Source organism: Providencia rustigianii DSM 4541, assembly GCF_000156395.1.
Lineage (GTDB): Bacteria > Pseudomonadota > Gammaproteobacteria > Enterobacterales > Enterobacteriaceae > Providencia > Providencia rustigianii.
The window spans coordinates 741,732-761,247 of the sequence record NZ_GG703818.1 but is presented as its reverse complement, the minus strand read 5'-3'; the positions used below and the strand labels follow the sequence as shown (position 1 = coordinate 761,247).

At 41.6% G+C, this 19,516-nt stretch carries 19 protein-coding genes; 17 read left to right on the top strand and 2 right to left on the bottom strand.

The window, feature by feature from the left end:
* Positions 1-6: 6 nt before the first annotated feature.
* Positions 7-1,653, bottom strand: coding sequence for a fumarate hydratase (locus PROVRUST_RS08595; protein WP_006814387.1), 1,647 nt, complete (start codon positions 1,651-1,653; stop codon positions 7-9).
* An 801-nt stretch (positions 1,654-2,454) separates the two neighbouring features.
* Between PROVRUST_RS08595 and potA the strand changes: the two genes are divergently transcribed.
* From potA to potD, 4 genes are all read left to right on the top strand, one after another.
* Complete coding sequence (potA, locus tag PROVRUST_RS08590) at positions 2,455-3,564, top strand: spermidine/putrescine ABC transporter ATP-binding protein PotA (protein ID WP_006814386.1); 1,110 nt, start codon at positions 2,455-2,457, stop codon at positions 3,562-3,564.
* Positions 3,551-4,414: a spermidine/putrescine ABC transporter permease PotB gene (gene potB / locus PROVRUST_RS08585; RefSeq protein ID WP_006814385.1), complete on the top strand. Its 864-nt coding sequence runs from the start codon at positions 3,551-3,553 to the stop codon at positions 4,412-4,414. The genes potA and potB overlap by 14 nt, the downstream gene beginning before the upstream one ends.
* Entirely contained in the window at positions 4,411-5,214 is an 804-nt protein-coding gene (potC, locus tag PROVRUST_RS08580; protein WP_006814384.1) for a spermidine/putrescine ABC transporter permease PotC, read from the top strand. The genes potB and potC overlap by 4 nt, the downstream gene beginning before the upstream one ends.
* A 117-nt stretch (positions 5,215-5,331) precedes the next feature.
* On the top strand, positions 5,332-6,381 hold the full coding sequence (potD, locus tag PROVRUST_RS08575; protein ID WP_006814383.1) for a spermidine/putrescine ABC transporter substrate-binding protein PotD: 1,050 nt from the start codon (positions 5,332-5,334) through the stop codon (positions 6,379-6,381).
* A 67-nt stretch (positions 6,382-6,448) separates the two neighbouring features.
* Here potD and PROVRUST_RS08570 read toward each other — a convergent pair whose 3' ends face one another.
* Positions 6,449-7,006, bottom strand: a complete 558-nt coding sequence (locus tag PROVRUST_RS08570; protein WP_006814382.1) for an NADPH-dependent FMN reductase — start codon at positions 7,004-7,006, stop codon at positions 6,449-6,451.
* Between the two features lie 316 nt (positions 7,007-7,322).
* Between PROVRUST_RS08570 and PROVRUST_RS08565 the strand changes: the two genes are divergently transcribed.
* From PROVRUST_RS08565 to PROVRUST_RS08505, 13 genes are all read left to right on the top strand, one after another.
* Complete coding sequence (locus tag PROVRUST_RS08565) at positions 7,323-7,907, top strand: TetR/AcrR family transcriptional regulator (RefSeq protein WP_006814381.1); 585 nt, start codon at positions 7,323-7,325, stop codon at positions 7,905-7,907.
* Between the two features lie 33 nt (positions 7,908-7,940).
* The gene (locus PROVRUST_RS08560) at positions 7,941-8,774 is read left to right on the top strand and encodes a transcriptional regulator (protein ID WP_006814380.1); all 834 of its coding nucleotides are present in this window, start codon (positions 7,941-7,943) and stop codon (positions 8,772-8,774) included.
* On the top strand, positions 8,774-9,292 hold the full coding sequence (locus tag PROVRUST_RS08555; protein WP_039854812.1) for a FidL-like protein: 519 nt from the start codon (positions 8,774-8,776) through the stop codon (positions 9,290-9,292). The genes PROVRUST_RS08560 and PROVRUST_RS08555 overlap by 1 nt, the downstream gene beginning before the upstream one ends.
* A 614-nt stretch (positions 9,293-9,906) precedes the next feature.
* Positions 9,907-10,185, top strand: coding sequence for a BMC domain-containing protein (locus PROVRUST_RS08550; protein ID WP_004249182.1), 279 nt, complete (start codon positions 9,907-9,909; stop codon positions 10,183-10,185).
* 17 nt (positions 10,186-10,202) lie between these two features.
* The gene (locus PROVRUST_RS08545) at positions 10,203-10,487 is read left to right on the top strand and encodes a BMC domain-containing protein (protein ID WP_006814377.1); all 285 of its coding nucleotides are present in this window, start codon (positions 10,203-10,205) and stop codon (positions 10,485-10,487) included.
* Positions 10,488-10,502: 15 nt separating this feature from the next.
* Positions 10,503-10,781: a BMC domain-containing protein gene (locus tag PROVRUST_RS08540; RefSeq protein ID WP_006658501.1), complete on the top strand. Its 279-nt coding sequence runs from the start codon at positions 10,503-10,505 to the stop codon at positions 10,779-10,781.
* 70 nt (positions 10,782-10,851) lie between these two features.
* Positions 10,852-12,498 (top strand): acetaldehyde dehydrogenase (acetylating), encoded by a 1,647-nt coding sequence (locus PROVRUST_RS08535; RefSeq protein WP_006814376.1) that lies wholly within the window; start codon positions 10,852-10,854, stop codon positions 12,496-12,498.
* 26 nt (positions 12,499-12,524) lie between these two features.
* On the top strand, positions 12,525-12,788 hold the full coding sequence (locus PROVRUST_RS08530) for a EutN/CcmL family microcompartment protein (RefSeq protein WP_006814375.1): 264 nt from the start codon (positions 12,525-12,527) through the stop codon (positions 12,786-12,788).
* A 7-nt stretch (positions 12,789-12,795) separates the two neighbouring features.
* Entirely contained in the window at positions 12,796-13,926 is a 1,131-nt protein-coding gene (locus PROVRUST_RS08525) for a 1-propanol dehydrogenase PduQ (RefSeq protein WP_006814374.1), read from the top strand.
* Positions 13,927-13,985: 59 nt separating this feature from the next.
* Entirely contained in the window at positions 13,986-17,417 is a 3,432-nt protein-coding gene (gene cutC, locus PROVRUST_RS08520) for a choline trimethylamine-lyase (RefSeq protein ID WP_039854803.1), read from the top strand.
* Positions 17,418-17,499: 82 nt separating this feature from the next.
* Positions 17,500-18,450: a choline TMA-lyase-activating enzyme gene (gene cutD, locus PROVRUST_RS08515; protein WP_039854968.1), complete on the top strand. Its 951-nt coding sequence runs from the start codon at positions 17,500-17,502 to the stop codon at positions 18,448-18,450.
* 13 nt (positions 18,451-18,463) lie between these two features.
* Positions 18,464-18,856 carry a BMC domain-containing protein gene (locus PROVRUST_RS08510; RefSeq protein WP_006814371.1) on the top strand — a complete coding sequence of 131 codons (393 nt, stop codon included), beginning with the start codon at positions 18,464-18,466 and terminating at the stop codon, positions 18,854-18,856.
* Positions 18,853-19,497 (top strand): phosphate propanoyltransferase, encoded by a 645-nt coding sequence (locus PROVRUST_RS08505; protein WP_006814370.1) that lies wholly within the window; start codon positions 18,853-18,855, stop codon positions 19,495-19,497. Before PROVRUST_RS08510 ends, PROVRUST_RS08505 begins: the two co-directional genes overlap by 4 nt.
* Positions 19,498-19,516 lie beyond the last annotated feature (19 nt).

The window sequence follows — 19,516 nt, the reverse complement described above, 5'->3', positions numbered from 1 at the left end:
GAATAACTACTTAACGCATTTATTACAGGCTTCTTTCTGGACAATATCAAAGAAGTTATTGCCTTTGTCATCGACAAGAATAAAGGCAGGTAACCCTTCTACTTCCATTTTCCATACTGCTTCCATACCTAATTCTGGATACTCTAAGCAGTTTAAACTTTTCACAAATTCTTGTGCCAAAATAGCCGCGGAACCGCCGATACTACCTAAATAAAAGCCACCGTGTTTTTTACAGGCATCTGTTACGGCTTGAGTACGATTTCCTTTTGCTAACATCAGCATACTGCCGCCATGAGATTGGAACAGATCCACATAAGGATCCATACGGTTACCGGTTGTTGGACCTAATGAACCTGAAACCATCTCTTCGGGTTTTTTGGCAGGACCCGCGTAATAGACCATATGATCTTTAAAATATTGCGGTAACTCTTCGCCATTATCTAAACGTTCTTTCCATTTTGCGTGAGCAATATCGCGACCAATAATCAGGGGACCACTGAGAGAAACACGCGTAGAAACTGGGTGCTTACTTAATTCAGCCAGAATGTCTTTCATTGGACGATTTAAATCGATATGGACGACAGTCCCTTCGGTACTATGGCGCATTGACTCTGGGATATATTGGGCTGGATTGTGTTCCATTTTCTCAATCCAAATCCCATCTTGGTTAATTTTTGCTTTGATATTGCGGTCTGAAGAACAGGAGATTGCCAGCCCAATAGGGCAAGAGCCACCATGGCGAGGTAAGCGAATGACACGTACATCGTGAGCAAAATATTTGCCACCAAATTGAGCACCAAAACCAAAATGACGAGTTGCTTCGAGTAACTCATTTTCCAGTTCGATATCGCGGAAGGCTTGACCGTATTCATTACCGTGAGTCGGTAAATTATCATAATACTTAGTGGATGCCAGTTTGGTGGCTTTGAGTGTTGCTTCTGCCGAGGTTCCACCGATGACAAAGGCAATATGGTATGGCGGACAAGCTGTCGTGCCTAGATTTTTCATTTTTTCGATTAAAAAGGCTTTCAATCGAGCAGGCTCTAAAATGGTTTTAGTTTCTTGAAATAGTGCCGATTTATTGGCTGAACCCGCACCTTTATTGACCAGTAAGAAATGATATTCATCACCCTCAGTGGCAAAAATATCGATTTGTGCCGGTAAGTTTGTTCCTGTATTCACTTCGGTATACATATCTAAAGCGGCATTTTGCGAGAAACGCAGGTTTTCTTGTTGGAATGCGTTATAGATACCGCGAGATAACATCTCTTCATCATTGCAGTCAGTCCATACCTGCTGACCTTTTTTCGCCACAATGGTAGTGGTTCCCGTATCTTGGCAGTTTGGTAAAACTCCTTTTGCGGAAATCTCAGCGTTACGTAGCAACTGTAGAGCAACATATTTGTCATTTTCACTGGCTTCAGGATCATGCAAAATTGCAGCGACTTGTTTTTGATGAGCCGCTCTTAAAAAGAATTGGGAGTCACAAACTGCTTGTTGGGCTAACACGGTTAAGGCTTCTGGCTCAATTTTTAGGATGTTTTTTCCTGCAAACTGTTCAACAGAAACATATTTATCGGTTAATTGATAATATTCAGTTTTATCCTCAGATAATGGATAAGGTTGTTGATAGAAAAACTCTTTATTAGCCATATCACTCACTCACATTTTAATTTTAGCGGAAAATATAAAAAATAATCTCTTTCTAGATTTTTTATTCTGGATAACCCACTTTAAAGGGGTATGAATAATCATTTATATTCGTAATAATCAAAAATTCATAAGAATAATTTAACCATTATATTCAAAGGGATGTGAAAATTAATATGACTTTGGTTAAGGTTTAAGAAGATATAAAAATTCCAATGAAAAGCTTGAAGTTAATCACATAAATAAATTCAAAAATTAGGTTTAACCATTTGTTATTAATGTTATTTACGAAGCCTTAAATTAGTCATTATTCATTGAATTTATCTAAAAGTATTATTGTCGGTTATCAGCGATATTATTCTTTAATTGAGTTTTAGCATTTGGGATATAATTCATGGTAGATTTCGCGAAGTATAAAAAGATTTAAATAATTGCTTAGTAAAATATCAAAGTGGAAATAATAAAAATCTCATAACCCACTGAATTAAATATTATTTAATTGCTATTTATTGATTGAGTTATAATGAAGTTTGATAGATTGGCACGTCATCATGATAAAAGGGTCTACGGGACTTATTTTTATTATAAATCGCGTTTATTTGTTGTAAATTCATAATGAAAGGCTAACAAAGTGTTGAAAATGGCTTTCAATTTTCATTAACAGTGTTTATCATGCTGAGCTTAATGTTTTTCTAAAATGGCGCTACTGGTTTTGGGCTTCGCTGGGAATTATCCTGGGGGCTTAACAGTCTTTAACGGTGGCGGTTCTATCTGCATTATTCCTAGGGATAGAGTGAAATATAAATGACTGAGACAACCTCTCTCACACCACTCGTAGAATTAAAATCTTTAAATAAAGGTTTTGATGGCAAACAAATTATTTCTGAGCTTGACCTAACTATCCAGAATGGGGAGTTTTTAACTATTCTTGGGCCTTCTGGTTGCGGCAAAACGACAGTTTTACGTCTCATTGCTGGATTAGAAGATGTTGATGATGGCCAAATTATTCTTGATGGTCAGGATATTACAGATATTCCTGCGGAACATCGTTTCGTGAATACTGTATTCCAAAGCTATGCATTATTTCCACATATGACCGTATTTGAAAATGTGGCGTTTGGTTTGCGTATGCAAAAAACGCCAAAAGATGAAATTCAAAAACGGGTGGAGCAAGCCTTGCAGATGGTGCAATTGGCTGATTTTGCAGAGCGTATGCCGAATCAACTTTCGGGTGGTCAGCAGCAGCGCGTGGCAATTGCACGTGCGGTGGTGAATCGTCCAAAAGTCCTGTTATTGGATGAATCTTTGTCTGCGCTGGATTATAAACTGCGTAAACAGATGCAAAATGAGCTGAAAGCCTTACAGCGCAAGTTGGGGATCACGTTTATTTTTGTCACCCATGATCAAGAAGAAGCACTGGCAATGTCCGATCGCATTATCGTCATGCGTGACGGAAAAATTGAGCAAGATGGGACGCCTCGTGAAATTTATGAAGAGCCTAAAAACCTGTTTGTAGCTCAATTTATCGGTGAAATTAATATTTTTGATGCAAAAGTATTATATCGCATTGATGAACAACGCATTCGAGCCAATGTTGAAGGCCATGAATGTGATATTTTCACTGATCTTCCTGTGACTGAAGGGCAGCATTTAAACGTGCTATTGCGCCCTGAAGATTTGCGTGTTGAAGAAGTGAATGATGCGGACAATCATCCTGGGCTTATTGGTTATGTGCGTGAACGTAACTATAAAGGGATGACTTTAGACTCCGTGGTTGAGATGGAAGATGGCAAAATTATTATGGTCAGCGAATTCTTCAATGAAGATGATCCTGATGTCGACCACTCCCTTAACCAAAAAGTTGCTGTGACTTGGGTTGAAAGCTGGGAGGTAGTTCTGGATGATCATTCGTAAGCATAAAATTTTACAGAATGTGATTATCACCAGCGTGGTTGCATGGTTGCTGCTATTTGTATTTCTGCCAAATATCATGATTATTGGCACCAGTTTCCTGACTCGCAGTGATAACAATCTAGTCGATTTGATTTTTACTTGGGACAACTATATCCGTTTATCGGATCCGATGTATGCCCAAGTGATGCTACATTCGTTGAATATGGCGCTGATCGCCACATTCTTCTGTTTGGTTATTGGCTACCCCTTCGCCTATATCTTGGCGAAATTACCTAAACGCATCCAACCTTTAATGCTGTTTTTGTTGATCGTACCATTTTGGACAAACTCTCTGATCCGCATTTATGGGTTAAAGGTTTTTTTAAGTACCAAAGGGTATTTAAACGACTTTCTATTGTGGATTGGCATTATTGATAAGCCGATTAAATTAATGTACACCCCTGAAGCGGTGGTGCTCGGCTTAATTTATATCCTGCTACCATTCATGGTCATGCCGCTCTATTCCAGCATAGAGAAACTCGATAAATCCTATTTGGAGGCTGCAAGGGACTTAGGTGCCAGTAAATTGCAAACCTTCGTGAAAATTATCATTCCACTGACGATGCCGGGAATTATTGCAGGTTGCCTGCTCGTGCTGTTACCCGCTATGGGACTGTTCTATGTGGCAGACCTAATGGGAGGAGCGAAAAATCTTCTCATTGGTAACGTAATAAAGAGCCAGTTCTTAAATATTCGTGATTGGCCATTCGGGGCGGCAACCAGTATTTTCCTCACCGTGATGATGGGGCTATTGCTGTATGTGTATTACCGAGCTGCTAAGCTTCTGAATAAAAAGGCGTATGAAGAATGATCGGTCGCATATTCCGTGGTGGTTTTATGACCATTATTTACGCGTATCTTTATATTCCAATCATTATTCTGATTGTGAACTCCTTTAACGAATCGCGTTTTGGTATTCAATGGCAGGGCTTTTCCACCAAATGGTATGAGTTACTCAGTAATAATGACAGTTTATTAGAAGCAGCGGGGCACTCCTTAACAATGGCGGTGCTTTCGGCGACATTCGCGACAGTTATCGGCACATTAACCGCCGTTGCATTATTTCGTTACCGTTTTAGAGGGAAACCTTTTGTGGGCGGTATGTTATTTGTGGTGATGATGTCTCCAGATATCGTGATGGCGATATCGTTGCTGGTGCTGTTTATGATCCTCGGTGTTTCCTTAGGGTTTTGGTCACTGCTATTTTCCCATATTACGTTCTGTCTGCCGTTTGTGGTGGTGACCGTATACGCCAGATTGAAAGATTTTGATGTAAAAATGTTGGAAGCGGCGCGGGATCTTGGTGCGGGTGAATTTACTATTTTACGTAAAATTATTTTGCCTTTAGCGCTGCCTGCCATTGTTGCGGGTTGGCTCTTAAGTTTCACGTTATCCATGGATGACGTGGTGGTCTCCTCCTTTGTGACGGGACCAAGCTATGAAATCTTACCATTGAAAATTTACTCAATGGTTAAAGTGGGGGTTTCCCCTGAAGTGAATGCATTGGCGACAGTCTTGTTGCTGATGTCATTGGTCTTGGTTTGTTTAAGTCAGTGGGTCATGCGTGATAAACACGGCAAAAATGCCGCGGCTAAATCATCCAAGCATTAGTTTATAAAATCGAGGGTGTCATTGTGGCACCCAATCTTTTAATGCCATCAGGCAAGAGGGTGGGCTCCAATTGAGCCTATTAGATAGATAAAAGCACTTTGTTGAGGGAAATCAGTGATGAAAAAATGGTCCTATCTGTTAGCCGCAGGGTTAATGGCTGCAAGCATTGGCACGGCAACTGCCGCTGACGATAACAAAGATGTACTGTATTTCTATAACTGGACAGAATATGTTCCCCCCGGTTTATTAGAGCAATTTACTAAGGAAACTGGGATCAAGGTGATTTACTCCACCTACGAATCGAATGAAAGCATGTACACTAAATTGAAGACCTATAAAGAAGGGGCTTATGATTTAGTGGTGCCATCCACGTATTTCATTGCAAAAATGAGCAAGGAAGGCATGCTGCAAAAGATCGATAAACAAAAGCTCACTAATTTTAAAAACCTCGACCCCAATCTAATCCATAAAGAATTTGACCCAAATAATGACTATTCTGTGCCATATATTTGGGGTGCAACAGGAATTGGAATTAATGGGGATGCGGTTGATCCTAGCACGGTGACTTCATGGGCTGACTTCTGGAAACCAGAATATAAAAATAGTTTGCTCATGATGGATGACGGGCGCGAAGTGTTCCAAGTGGCATTAGCGAAGCTAGGTTATTCTGGTAACACCACAGATCCAAAACAGATTGAAGAAGCATACAACGAGCTACAAAAATTACGTCCTAATATTCTTGCATTTAATTCTGATAACCCTGCAACACCATTTATTGAAGGTGAAGTGGATGTTGGTATGTTATGGAATGGCTCCGCTTTTGTGGCGAGACAAGCAGGCTTACCTATTGAGGTTGTTTGGCCGAAAGAGGGCGGTATTTTCTGGATGGACAGCTTAGCTATTCCTGCGAATGCTAAGAATGTCGAGGGAGCACATAAGCTGATTAACTTCCTATTACGTCCGGAAATAGCGGCACAAGTTGCTGAGTCGATTGGTTATCCAACTCCAAACTTAGCTGCAAAAAAACTGCTGCCAGCGGAAATAGCCAATGACCCATCACTGTACCCAAGTGAAGAGGTGTTGAAAAAAGGTGAATGGCAAAGTGATGTTGGGAATGCCAATGTTCTGTATGAAGAATATTTCCAAAAATTAAAAGCTGGGCGTTAATTCGTATTCAGTTTGTATGAAATTTAAGAGGCATCACTTCATGTGATGCCTTTTTTTATGTCTATGATTAATTTACTGAATTGTGGTTCACAAATTTGACGAAGCTATCGACCCAAGGTTGTAAGAAATCTTTACTTTTTGGGGATATATTACCTTGCTCATCAACCATACCCTCATACCATTTTAAATAACATTCTGGTTGATTCATCGTTGGCATATTTAAGAATGCGAGGCTATTACGTAAATGTTGTTGTGCAATAGCGGTACTTATATTACCAATCGAAACCCCGAGAATTCCCGCAGGAATACTATCCCAGGAATTATCACCCCAAGGACGAGAACCTTGGTCAATCGCATTTTTCAAAACACCGGGCATGGAGCGGTTATATTCAGGCGTTGCGAAAATAATCCCATCTGAGGCTTTAATTTGTGCTTTAAAATCAGCCACTACGGCAGGCACATTCTGGTCTGCTTCTTGGTTATAGAGAGGTAGATCTGCAATTTTTATAAATTTAAAAGTGAAATTGGATGGGAATAATTTGGTGATGGCTTTAGCGACTTTTAAGTTATAAGAGTCGGCACGTAAACTACCAATAATCACACCGATATTATACTGATTGGACATAATCAAAACCTCTTTTCATGTTATGTAAATACACACAGTTCAGATGCTTTCTTTGAAAATAGATATTTCTCACATAATTAAACAGTATAACCTTCGGTGCAACAAGACTAAGTTAAATTTAGTTATCAAGAGTAAAAAAATAGGAGGTATTTCATTGTTATATTTTTTTATATTTTAAAAATAATATTATATTTCTTAGTTTTTAGGCAGGGATACTGTGAAGTAAATTACACTATTCGCATTTAATTCACCTCAATATTGTGTTCATTGATACGAGTCAAAATAGAACATACCGACTGGTCGGTATCATCCGTGCATGAATATACTTACGCCCCAAAGAAAAAAAGATCCCATAAAAAGGCAAGAAGAGCTGTTAAAGGCGGCTCGAGTGATTGCTGGTCGGGAAGGCATTGCCGCACTTTCACTTAATGCGGTCGCAAAAGAAGCGGGTGTCAGTAAGGGTGGGCTATTACATCATTTCCCGAGCAAGCAAGAGCTGATACATGCGCTGTTCATTGAGTTACTCGATATTATGGACACCCGTATCGCGGTGATTATGACGAGTGATATCAATACAAATGGCCGTTTTTCTCGTGCTTATCTGCATTATATCGGAGAACTAAAAGAGTCTGATGAGAGCTTCCAACTTGCATTTCTATCATTAGCGATGCCGATGGAACCCGTCTTACGTAAATGTTGGCGTGACTGGATGCTACAGCATTTAGAAGACGGTGATGAGTTTGATAATAGCTATTTAGGGGCTTTAGTCCGTTATGCGGCAGACGGTTTATGGTTATCCGCCTTAACAGAAGGACCCACACTATCTGAGCAAGAACGAGATGCGATTATCCACCGGCTGACGCAAATCTCTTTTGAAGAAATACCTTTTGTTTCCAAATAGCAATATTACGTCTAGTAATAGAATGAGGCGATAATGAAATATAAGATCAATGCCTTCATTATTTATGATGCTGTTGATGGCACTTTATCTTTAAAAGAAGATGAGGTTGATACTCAATTGTCCATTACAGCCAATGCATTATTGTTTTATTTGATTAAAAGAAAAGGCGTTGTTTCACGTGATGAAGTGCTTAAAGCTGTTTGGGATGATAATGGCCTAGTTTCATCAAATAGTAATTTAAATCAGTATCTCAGTTTATTGAGAAAAACATTTCGTCAATATGGTATTGAAAACATTATAGTGACTGTTGCCCGAGGCCGTTTAGAATTTAATTCTGAGATATTATTGGAATTAATTGATGAAGAAACATTAAATACAACCCATCTTTTAAATAGCTTAAGTGAGATACAAACGGCTGAAGTTATTCTTACCCCAGCAACAGATCCTATCGAATTAATACCTCAAGAATTACCTAAATCTATTCATCCTCAAAAAAGAGAGATTTGTTGGTATCTTGCGAGTGCCGTATTGTTAGGTTGTTCAATCCTACTTGCCACTATGAATTATTTTTCATCTCAGCCTTCCGCACCTATTAGTTTACCCACATTGGAGCATGCCAGTTGTGATGCATTATCTACAGAGAAAATGATTAATGGTGTCGTTGCCGAGAATTATGAGCAAAACTTTGACAAGGTGCGAAATAACTTAAATCTTGACTGCAAAGATAAGGAACGATTTGTTTTCTTTTATGGCGATAAATTGCAAAAGAACGGCCTAGGGCGCGTATTTTTGGCGCACTGCGCTGCAAATGAGTCTAATCCATTTAGTTATTGTGATAATTATTTCTATTATTCTTGGAAACCATGATGAAAATATCAGGAAAATTATTATGCTTCTTGAGTGCAGCCATTTTTGTGGTCGTGGTTATTTATACACAATCTATCGTGTTATCAAATAAAAATTCAGGCCTTATGGCATGCTCCACTAAAGGGATTATGCGCTTCGAAAATATGAAAGATGAAAATGTGAATGGCAATATTCATTTTAATTTTGGGGCAAATGGTCAGGGATCTATTGTTGTGGAAGGCTATACAACCTCGAAAGCGGGATGGCTTTATTTACAGCGTTACGTCAAATTTAAGTATACAAGTAAACGTATTTCACCAACGGAGCGTCACTATAATATTAGTCAATGGGAAGCCAGTGCATCTTCCATCGATGAATCTCCCAACGTTATTTTCGACTATTTTATGCGAGAAATGTCAGATAGCCACGATGGCTTGTTTATCAATGTCCAGAAGCTAAATGATAAAGCACTACTGCTCAGTTCAATTAATTCACCGTTATTTATTTGCACACCTCAATTGGGGAGTAAGTTTGATTGAATATCTGGGATAACCAGATATAGCTCCAACGTGATGCGTTAGCCACTCATCTGCTCACCTCTCCGGCTTTCTTATCTACCTATCAATAACCAACGAATGGCGCCATTCTCTGAGTGACCATTATCCATATTTATCCGTGTTGCATTTCATCTAATTAGCATGCTTTACGTATATTCCAGCAACGTAGCGACGGGATGGGTAGTGAGCAACGCCACACTTATTATTGACCAAATTACCTTCTAGCATCAGCCCAATCATATCTTATTAACAATTAACCCTATAAATCATCAGTGTATTTTTCTTTCTTTTTTTTATGCCATATAGATACGTGAATTTTTTATTTTTTTAGCATGATTAAATAAATCAAAGGCTAAATATCGATAAATTTAAGTTTTATGTTCTAAGTATCTTCATTTTGCGGATTTATATTTTGTTTTATTTTTTGAGGGATATAGTGATTTTGACGCCAAAAAGCTGCGTTCAATTAATCACCGCGCAGACTCAATTGGCACAAATGTTTACCCACATTTAAGGGACATAAACCTTTTTAAATATGGCTCTTGATTTTTGAGGGTAGAGAAAAATGTAACAACGTCTTCCTGGAGGAAACAACAATGGGTGATGCATTAGGACTTATTGAAACTAAAGGTTTGGTGGCTTGTATCGAAGCAGCTGATGCAATGTGTAAAGCCGCTAACGTTGAACTCATCGGTTATGAAAATGTGGGTTCAGGCCTCGTGACTGCGATGGTGAAAGGTGATGTTGGCGCAGTAAAAGCGGCAGTAGATTCTGGTGTTGAATCGGCACAGCGTGTTGGTGAAGTGGTGACTTCGTTAGTCATCGCCCGTCCACATAACGATATCAACAAAATCGTGATTAAGCATAAAGCATAGCTTTTTCGGGGGAATAGATGGGTGATGCATTAGGTCTTATCGAAACACAAGGGTTAGTCGCTTGTATTGAAGCTGCCGATTCAATGTGTAAAGCCGCCAATGTGGTGCTGATTGGCTATGAAAATGTGGGATCCGGTTTAGTGACTGCGATGGTGAAAGGGGATGTTGGCGCGGTTAAAGCCGCCGTGGATTCAGGTGTTGAATCTGCCTCTCGGATTGGCACCGTCGTGACATCTTTGGTGATTGCTCGCCCTCATAGCGACATCCAGAAAATCGTATCTCAATATAAAGTTTCAGAATAAACAGGAAATATTCTTATGAAAGAAGCACTTGGACTAATCGAAACGAAAGGATTGGTAGCGTGTATTGAAGCTGCTGATGCGATGTGCAAAGCCGCGAATGTTGAGTTAATTGGCTATGAAAATGTGGGGTCGGGATTGGTGACCGCCATGGTGAAAGGTGATGTAGGGGCCGTCAATGCAGCAGTTGAATCCGGTGTTGAAGCGGCTAAACGTGTTGGCACAGTAGTGACTTCACGCGTGATTGCAAGACCACACAATGATATTGGCAAAATTGCACAGCAGCATAAAGCCTAATCATTGATAAATTAAATATAAAACAACAAGTTAATAAGTTTAATCTTTTGACTCCGGTACGGGGGAAGACATGGTTGCATTAGATAAAGATCTGCAATCCAGACAACTGGCTAGAGAGCTGGTTAGAAATGCGAAACAAGCACAAAAAATCTTTGCGACTTTTTCGCAGGAAAAAATCGACAGTATTGTTCAACACATTGCGACAGAATCTGCACGTCATGCAGAGGAGTTGGCAAAAATGGCACATGAAGAAACGGGTTTCGGGAAGTGGCAAGATAAAGTCCTGAAAAATACCTTCGCTTCTGTGCGTGTGTATGAACATATTAAAGATTTGAAAACCATTGGCATCATCAATGATGACAAGATCAAAAAAGTCATGGATGTGGGTGTTCCGTTAGGCGTGATCACGGCATTAGTGCCTTCCACTAACCCAACCTCAACCATTATCTATAAAACATTGATTGCCCTGAAAGCGGGTAATGCGATTGTCTTCTCCCCTCATCCAAATGCAAAGGCCTGTAGTTTTAGAGCGCTCGATATCGTTAAAAAAGCTGCACTTGAAGCAGGTGCGCCAGCGGGCATTGTCGATGGCGTCACTATGCTCACATTGGAAGCAACCAAAGAGTTAATGCATAGCAAAGATGTTTCTTTGATTCTGGCAACCGGAGGAGAAGGCATGGTACGCGCAGCTTATGCATCCGGAACACCGACTATCAGCGGCGGTCCTGGCAATGGTCCTGCTTTTATTGAACGTAGTGCAGATATCAAAAAAGCCGTCAGTGACATTATTACCAGCAAGACGTTTGATAACGGTGTGATTTGTGCTTCTGAGCAGTCCATTATTGTTGAACGCTGTATTTATAACGATGTTCACCGTGAATTGCTGGCTCAGGGTGCTTACTTCATGAATGAAGAAGAAGCGAAGCGCATGGCATCAATGTTACTCAGAGCGAATGGCACCATTAACCCTGAAATCGTGGGTAAAGATGCGATTACATTGAGTCAGCGAGCTGGATTTAGCGTACCCGCGAATACGCGCGTATTGATTGCACTGCAAGATACCGTTTCACCTAAAAACCCCTATTCTCGTGAAAAATTGTGCCCAATCTTAGGGATGTATATCGAAGAAGATTGGCGTTCAGCATGCCATCGTGTGGTCGACCTACTGACCAACGAAGGTTTAGGACATACTTTGGTGATCCACACGCAAAATGAAGATGTTATTCGTCAATTTGCCCTCGAAAAACCGGTTAACCGCATCTTAATTAATACCCCAGCAGCCTTAGGGGGGATTGGTGCAACCACCAACATTACACCTGCACTGACATTAGGTTGTGGCGCGGTGGGTGGCGGCTCTAGCTCAGATAACGTCGGTCCAATGAATTTACTCAATATCCGTAAAGTCGGTTATGGGGTGCGTTCAATTGAAGATTTAAGACAACCGTCATCGACGAATCCCCCATGTTACACAGCACAACCCGTGGTAGCTGCGCATTCTAGCCCGACTCAAGTGAGTATTCTGGATGATGAACGTTTCCGTCAACCGCAGGCTGCGGGCATTCAACAGGGTTCTATCAGCAATAATCCTGCGGATGATCGATTCGGTAATACCGGAAGCCACGCGGCTGTTGCTGAAACGGTTGCGGCGCAAGGGGATATCACGGAAGAGAATGTTGAGCAGATTATTAAGGCCGTTCTCGGGCGCCTGAATAAGTAATTCATTGAGATAAGGCGGGATAAATCATGATTTTGGCAAAGGTAATCGGGCATGTTGTCGCAACGCAGAAATGCCAAGAACTGAGCGGCAGTAATTTATTGATGGTCACGGCGCTTGGGGATGACCTGAATCCGTTGAAGGACAGAACGTATGTGGCAGTGGACAGTGTTGGTGCGGGCATCAATGACATTGTTCTTGTCGAAGAATACCTTGCTTTGAATAAAGACAAATACAAAGCCATGTCCGTGGTTGCCATTGTTGAAAAAGTGTATCGAGACGGTAGGGAGTAAATAACGCATGAACCAGTTTTTGATTAAACCAAAAGTGCAATTCGGTACGAATGCTTTGGATTATTTATCACAAATCAACGCACATCATGCCTTTATCGTGACCGATAAAGCGATGGTGAAATTTGGGTTAGCCGACGAGGTGACTCGTCGATTATCCCAACAGGGAATCTCATTTTCTCTGTATGACGATGTGGTGCCCGATCCAGAAATTTCATCCATCGTAAAGGGCATGAAAATCATGGATAGCCAATATCCTGATTTAGTGATTGCGCTGGGTGGTGGTTCGGTGATTGATGCTGCAAAAGCGGTTATTTACTCCCTATGGCATACCCGCCAAGACAGTCATAGAGCTAAACCTCATTTTGTGGCTATTCCGACAACTAGCGGAACAGGCTCTGAAGTCACGTCTTTTTCAGTGATTAAATCACACTCAGAAAAACTGGTATTAGTTGACGAATTCATGCTGCCGGATGTGGCGATTTTAGATCCGATATTAGTGAAATCAGTACCAGCAGCAATTACCGCCGATACAGGAATGGATGTGCTATGCCATGCCCTTGAAGCTTATGTTTCACGCAGTGCGTCCGATTTTTCTGATGCATTGGCAGAAAAAGCGGTTCAGCTGGTTTTTGCCCATCTGATTGAGTGTTACCGAGATGGCAATCATTTAGTTGCTCGCGAAAAAATGCATAACGCATCCTGTATTGCGGGAATGGCATTTACCAATGCTTCACTTGGGATCACCCATAGTTTAGCTCATGCATTAGGCGGTGTTTTCCATATTCCACACGGTCGCGCAAATGCTTTATTAATGGCTCAAGTCGTTGCTTTTAACTCAGATTTAGACGGTTGTTGTGACACGGATGCGGCGAAGCGTTACGCCTCACTGGCAAAAAAATTAAATTTACCCGCATCAACAGTTCGAGAAGGTGTTGAAAGCTTAATTGTCGCGATCAACGTACTCAAAGATGAAATGAATATACCGAAAGGTATCCATGCTACAGGCATCAATGAAACTGAGTTTAATACCCGTTTAAGAGAAATGGTTGGACAAGCATTGCGTGATAGTTGCACTCCAACGAATCCACGGGACGTCAATGAAAAGCAGCTAGAAGTACTGTACAGACAGTCTTTTTAATAGTTAACGCTGTTTATGTGAAAAATAACGAACTAGAAAGAACATCAGGAGAGGCTAACATGGCCAAATATGCTTTGACCCCACGTGTAAAAACACTGGCTGAACGTTTAAGTACTCGTAATTGCTCAATTATTACCGAACGTGCGAATATCCTTGAAACGGTAAGAAACCAATTAACTGGCGCCCCGCAATCCATCAAACCTGCTCAGCGTTTTTATGAGTTTATTCGCAGTTTTCCCGCTTTTATTGCTCAAGATGAATTGATTATTGGTAGCCAATCTTCAACACCTCGCGGAGCTATTTTTCATACTGAAGATGAAGTGCATAGCCAGAGTATCTATGAGTTTCTAGCGGGTGATAGTGCCATTGCTGCACCGGATTATTTAGTGGTACTGAATGTAGGTTTTGCGGAAATTAAAAACCAGCTCGAAAATCGTGTCAGAAACATTGGTAGCGCCGTGAGCCGCAACAGTATCGATGAAGCAAACAACTGTAGAGCTGCGATTTATGCTTGTGATGCGGCTATCCATTTTGCTCAATCATTAGCACTCAGAGCTGAAAACTTAGCGGCAGCTGAAGCGAATCCGTATCGCCGCGCAGAGCTACAAGAGAGTGCCGACATTTTACGTAATGTGCCCGCTAAGCCAGCTCAAACTTTCAAAGAAGCCTGCCAAGCTTTCTACCTATTGCAACTGATTTTACATCTGGAAAATGGTAGCTATGCGGTGAATCCAATGGGCTTCGATAAAGCGGTTTATCCATTCTACCAGCGTGATATTGAGCAAGGCCGTTTAACACCAACTCAGGCGTATGAAATTGTTGAAAGTTTATGGCTAAAATTGGCCGAGCTTTCTGAAGTTCGTGCGACTCGTGCCATTGATGGTTATCCGATGTTCGATGCATTAAAAGGCGGTATTTATCTTAATGATCCGCAAGTGTGTATCAATGAACTTTCAGCAATGCTGCTGTCCGCCCATGAAAATATCAGTGGAATTAACGGTGGATTAAAAGTGCGTTTATATTGTGGGCAAGCTAGCGCTCAGCCTCAATATTCTTCACCATCTGCTAACTATGTTGCTCCGTCTGCTCAGCAGGAGACGGAATTTAAAGTCATGGAAGGGTTAACACCTCGCTTACAGCGGTTGCGTAATCATTATTTACAAGCGCGTCCAAGTGTCTCCATTTATCGCGCACTGGCATTCACTGAGGTGGTGAAAAATAACCCTGGCTTACCACCGATTTTATTGCGAGCGAAAGCATTCCGCCGCGCTTGTGAAACTGCGCCGATCCTTATCCAGCCTGAAGAGTTGATCGTGGGGCATCCATGCGGGAAAGCACGTGCTGGCGCATTCTCGCCAGATATCGCATGGCGTTGGGTGGTGGATGAGTTAGATACCATGAGTACCCGCCCTCAAGATCCATTTGTGATCTCTGAAGAAGATAAAAAAGTCATTCGTGAAGAAATCGCGCCATTCTGGGAAGGCCGTTCTCTGGATGAAATCTGTGAAGCGCAATACCGTGAAGCCGGTGTTTGGGAATTCAGTGGTGAAACCTTTGTCAGTGACTTGTCTTATCACCAAATCAATGGTGGCGGGGATACCTGTCCGGGCTATGACGTTTTACTGTTCACCAAAGGGATGAACGGAATTAAAGCCGATGCTCAAGCGAAACTCGCTGAATTAGATATGCAAAATCCTGATGACATTGACCGTATTTATTTCTACAAGGCTTCAATCGAAACCTGTGAAGGGGTCGTAGCTTATGCTCATCGCATCGCTGAACATGCTCGCGAACTGGCTTCTCAAGAGAAAGACCCTAAACGTCGTGAAGAGTTACTGACCATCGCGCAAGTCAATGAAAATGTGCCAGCGAACCCACCGAAAACATTACAAGAAGCGCTGCAAAGTGTCTGGACTGTGGAATCGTTGTTTGAAATTGAAGAGAACCAAACAGGATTGTCACTGGGGCGCTTAGACCAATATTGCTTCCCGATGTATGAGAACGATATCAAATCAGGCAATTTAACTCAGGATCAAGCATTAGAGCTGCTTCAGGCATTTATCATCAAATGTGCTGAATTGATGTGGATGTCCAGCGAGTTAGGCGCAAAATATTTCGCAGGTTACCAGCCGTTTATCAACTTAACCGTCGGTGGTCAAAAACGCTCTGGTGGCGATGCTTGTAACGATTTAACGTACTTGATTATGGACGCTGTACGTTTTGTTAAAGTTTATCAACCTTCATTAGCATGCCGTATTCATAACCAATCGCCTCAGAAATACATGGAAAAAATCGTCGATGTAGTGAAAGCCGGTATGGGATTCCCTGCGTGCCACTTCGATGATTCCCATATCAAAATGATGCTGCGTAAAGGTTTTGATTTTGAAGATGCGCGCGACTATTGCTTAATGGGCTGTGTGGAACCACAAAAATCAGGTCGTATTTATCAGTGGACATCAACGGGTTACACCCAGTGGCCTATTGCGATTGAGTTTGTTCTGAATCGGGGGCGGATGGTGCTATTCGATAGCCACCAAGGTTTGGATACGGGTGATTTACGTAACTTAAAAACATTCGAAGATTTCGATAATGCCGTGAAAGCACAGATAGCACACATTATTCGTCTTTCTGCGATTGGTACCGTAATTAGCCAGCGAGTTCACCGTGATGTTGCACCAAAACCCTTGATGTCTTTGTTGGTGGAAGGCTGTATGGATAAAGGGAAAGATGTCGCCGCTGGTGGCGCGATGGTTAACCATGGTCCAGGGCTGATTTTCTCTGGTCTAGCGACCTACGTTGACTCCATGGCAGCGATCCGCAAATTGGTTTATGAAGAGGGGCGCTATACCTTAGAGCAAGTGCGTGATGGTTTATTGGCAAACTTTGAGGGTTACGAAGAGTTACGCCGTGATTGCCTAAATGCGCCGAAATTCGGTAACGATGACAATTATGTTGACCAATATGCACTGGATATTACGGAGTGGACTGAGCGCGAATGCCGCAAGTACGACATGCTGTATTCCACATTGAGTCACGGAACGTTATCCATATCCAACAATACCCCAATTGGCGAATTGACGGCGGCAACGGCAAATGGTCGTTTAGCATGGATGCCTCTGTCGGATGGGATCAGCCCAACGCAAGGTGCTGATAAACAAGGTCCAACCGCAATCATTAAATCCATCAGTAAGATGAACGTCGAAACCATGAACATCGGTATGGTGCATAACTTTAAGTTCTTGAAAGGCTTATTGGATACGCCTGAAGGTCGCAATGGGTTAATTACCCTATTGAGAACCGCATCCATTTTGGGTAATGGTCAAATGCAATTTAGTTATGTTGATAACGAAATGCTGAAAAAAGCCCAGCAAGAACCAGAGAAATATCGCGACTTAATCGTTCGCGTTGCGGGATACAGCGCTTACTTCGTTGAATTATGTAAAGAGGTTCAGGACGAAATCATCAGCCGTACAGTGATTGAAAAATTCTAAGCCTAATATTGGCAGGTATAGTGTTATACCTGCCAATACATAATAAAAACAACAAGTTTAAGATTGTTTTGGAGATGCAATGATGAATGCAGCGACAGAAATAAAGGGGCGGATATTTAATATCCAGAAATACTCGATTTATGACGGTGATGGTATCCGCACGCTGATTTTCCTCAAAGGATGCAATATTCGTTGCCCTTGGTGTGCGAACCCTGAGGGGTTAAGTAGCCAGTTTCAAGTGATGTTTTCCCACGATAAGTGTGTAGGTTGTGGTAAGTGTGTGGATGTCTGTCCTGCGGGGATCCATTACATGACAACCAACGAACAGGGAGAAAAAATTCATCGAGTTAATCGTAGCATCGACTGTATTGGCTGCCGCAAATGCGAAGAAGTGTGTATCTCTGATGCGTTAGACATTATGGGAAAAGATGTCACTGTCTCGGAAATGATGGAAATCATTATGCAAGATTATGATTTTTATATTTCTTCTGGTGGTGGTGTCACGATTGGCGGTGGCGAGATGAGTTTACAAACCGACTTTGCTGTCGAGCTATTGCGTGAATGCAAAAAAATGATGATCAACACGGCGGTGGAAACTCAAGGCACCACATCTGTCGAAAATTATGAAAAATTAGCGGAAGTTGTCGATTTATTTCTGTTTGATTTGAAGCACATCGACACAGTACAACATAAAAATTTATTCGGTATTGGTAATGAAAATGTGCGTCGTAATTTCGAACGGTTAATGGAATTAGGGGCCAATGTGGTGATGCGTATGCCGTTGGTTCGTGGATGTAACGATTCTTTTGATGCCATTACTGGGGCGATTGAATATGCCATGGAATTGTCAAAACGCGGTAATTTAAATCGCATCGATATCTTACCTTATCACCAGCTTGGTCGCGGAAAATACGACAAGCTCGACATGATTTATCCCATCAAGAAAGACCCTACCTACAGTACCGAAGAGTTAGACCAATTAGAGGCTTTCTTTAAAAAATTCGATTTTGATATTCGATTGATTCGTCACTAAGTAGGAGAGAAAGATGAAAAGTTTAGGTGTGATTGAAACGTATGGACTGACGTCTGCAATACAGGCCGCAGATGCAGCATGTAAGGCGGCGAGTGTAGAGATTGCGGGTTATCGAAAAATTGGTTCTGGGCTGGTTTCTGTCTATTTTCAAGGGGAAATTAGTGCAGTAAGAACCGCGGTTGACCATGGTGCATCGGTTATTAGCCATCAAGACTTATTAAAAGGCACATTAGTGATTGCTCGCCCTGATGAGAGTGTTATTGCCAAATTATTATCAGTAACCCATGAATCGAGCGAATCTGCGCAACGTATCGAAAAAACGGAGATTGTTACGCCGATTGTTGCTCAGGCGGAAAGTGTGATGACTGAGGAAAAAGTGGAGCAGCGCAAAGGTAAAAAATCATGATAAACCAGCAATTGATGGGGAAAATACTATCGCGTTTGTCTGTGCCAAATGCGGTTCCAATGATGGATAGTCCCATTGCAATTCCTGTTGGCGTTTCTAATCGTCACGTTCACCTATCAGATGAAGATGTCGAGGTTTTATTTGGCAAAGGTTATCAACTCACACCATTCAAAGAATTAAAACAGCCGGGACAATTTGCGGCTAAAGAGTGTGTGATGGTGGTGGGACCTAAAGGTTCCATTAGTAAGGTGCGTGTATTAGGACCCACTCGTCCTAAAAGTCAGCTCGAAGTCTCAAAAGCAGATTGTTTCACATTGGGAATAAAAGCACCCGTGCGTGAGTCGGGCGATTTAAATACATCGGGAAGCGCTTTATTAATTGGGCCAGCAGGTCACGTTAATTTATTGGAACAGGTGATTTGTGCACAGCGCCATATTCATATGAACGTCATGGATGCTAGAACACTAAATGTCTCCAATGGGCAGCGAGTGTGTGTGCGTACTGAAGGTGAGCGCAGCCTAGTATTTGATGAAGTTGTTGTTCGAGTAGATGCAAGGTTTTCTCTGGAATTTCATATTGATACAGATGAGGCTAATGCAGCAGGGCTACGCAATAATGACAGCGTATTTATTGTCAGTTAAGCGATAAACGAGTGGTGGC

Coding starts and splice junctions, on each gene's coding strand:
- cutD (WP_039854968.1), top strand. CDS start 17,500: ATGAATGCAGCGACAGAAATAAAGGGGCGGATATTTAATATCCAGAAA.
- potA (WP_006814386.1), top strand. CDS start 2,455: ATGACTGAGACAACCTCTCTCACACCACTCGTAGAATTAAAATCTTTA.
- PROVRUST_RS08595 (WP_006814387.1), bottom strand. CDS start 1,653: ATGGCTAATAAAGAGTTTTTCTATCAACAACCTTATCCATTATCTGAG.
- PROVRUST_RS08570 (WP_006814382.1), bottom strand. CDS start 7,006: ATGTCCAATCAGTATAATATCGGTGTGATTATTGGTAGTTTACGTGCC.
- PROVRUST_RS08540 (WP_006658501.1), top strand. CDS start 10,503: ATGAAAGAAGCACTTGGACTAATCGAAACGAAAGGATTGGTAGCGTGT.
- PROVRUST_RS08560 (WP_006814380.1), top strand. CDS start 7,941: ATGAAATATAAGATCAATGCCTTCATTATTTATGATGCTGTTGATGGC.
- potB (WP_006814385.1), top strand. CDS start 3,551: ATGATCATTCGTAAGCATAAAATTTTACAGAATGTGATTATCACCAGC.
- cutC (WP_039854803.1), top strand. CDS start 13,986: ATGGCCAAATATGCTTTGACCCCACGTGTAAAAACACTGGCTGAACGT.
- PROVRUST_RS08565 (WP_006814381.1), top strand. CDS start 7,323: ATGAATATACTTACGCCCCAAAGAAAAAAAGATCCCATAAAAAGGCAA.
- PROVRUST_RS08545 (WP_006814377.1), top strand. CDS start 10,203: ATGGGTGATGCATTAGGTCTTATCGAAACACAAGGGTTAGTCGCTTGT.
- potC (WP_006814384.1), top strand. CDS start 4,411: ATGATCGGTCGCATATTCCGTGGTGGTTTTATGACCATTATTTACGCG.
- potD (WP_006814383.1), top strand. CDS start 5,332: ATGAAAAAATGGTCCTATCTGTTAGCCGCAGGGTTAATGGCTGCAAGC.
- PROVRUST_RS08525 (WP_006814374.1), top strand. CDS start 12,796: ATGAACCAGTTTTTGATTAAACCAAAAGTGCAATTCGGTACGAATGCT.
- PROVRUST_RS08555 (WP_039854812.1), top strand. CDS start 8,774: ATGAAAATATCAGGAAAATTATTATGCTTCTTGAGTGCAGCCATTTTT.
- PROVRUST_RS08535 (WP_006814376.1), top strand. CDS start 10,852: ATGGTTGCATTAGATAAAGATCTGCAATCCAGACAACTGGCTAGAGAG.
- PROVRUST_RS08510 (WP_006814371.1), top strand. CDS start 18,464: ATGAAAAGTTTAGGTGTGATTGAAACGTATGGACTGACGTCTGCAATA.
- PROVRUST_RS08505 (WP_006814370.1), top strand. CDS start 18,853: ATGATAAACCAGCAATTGATGGGGAAAATACTATCGCGTTTGTCTGTG.
- PROVRUST_RS08550 (WP_004249182.1), top strand. CDS start 9,907: ATGGGTGATGCATTAGGACTTATTGAAACTAAAGGTTTGGTGGCTTGT.
- PROVRUST_RS08530 (WP_006814375.1), top strand. CDS start 12,525: ATGATTTTGGCAAAGGTAATCGGGCATGTTGTCGCAACGCAGAAATGC.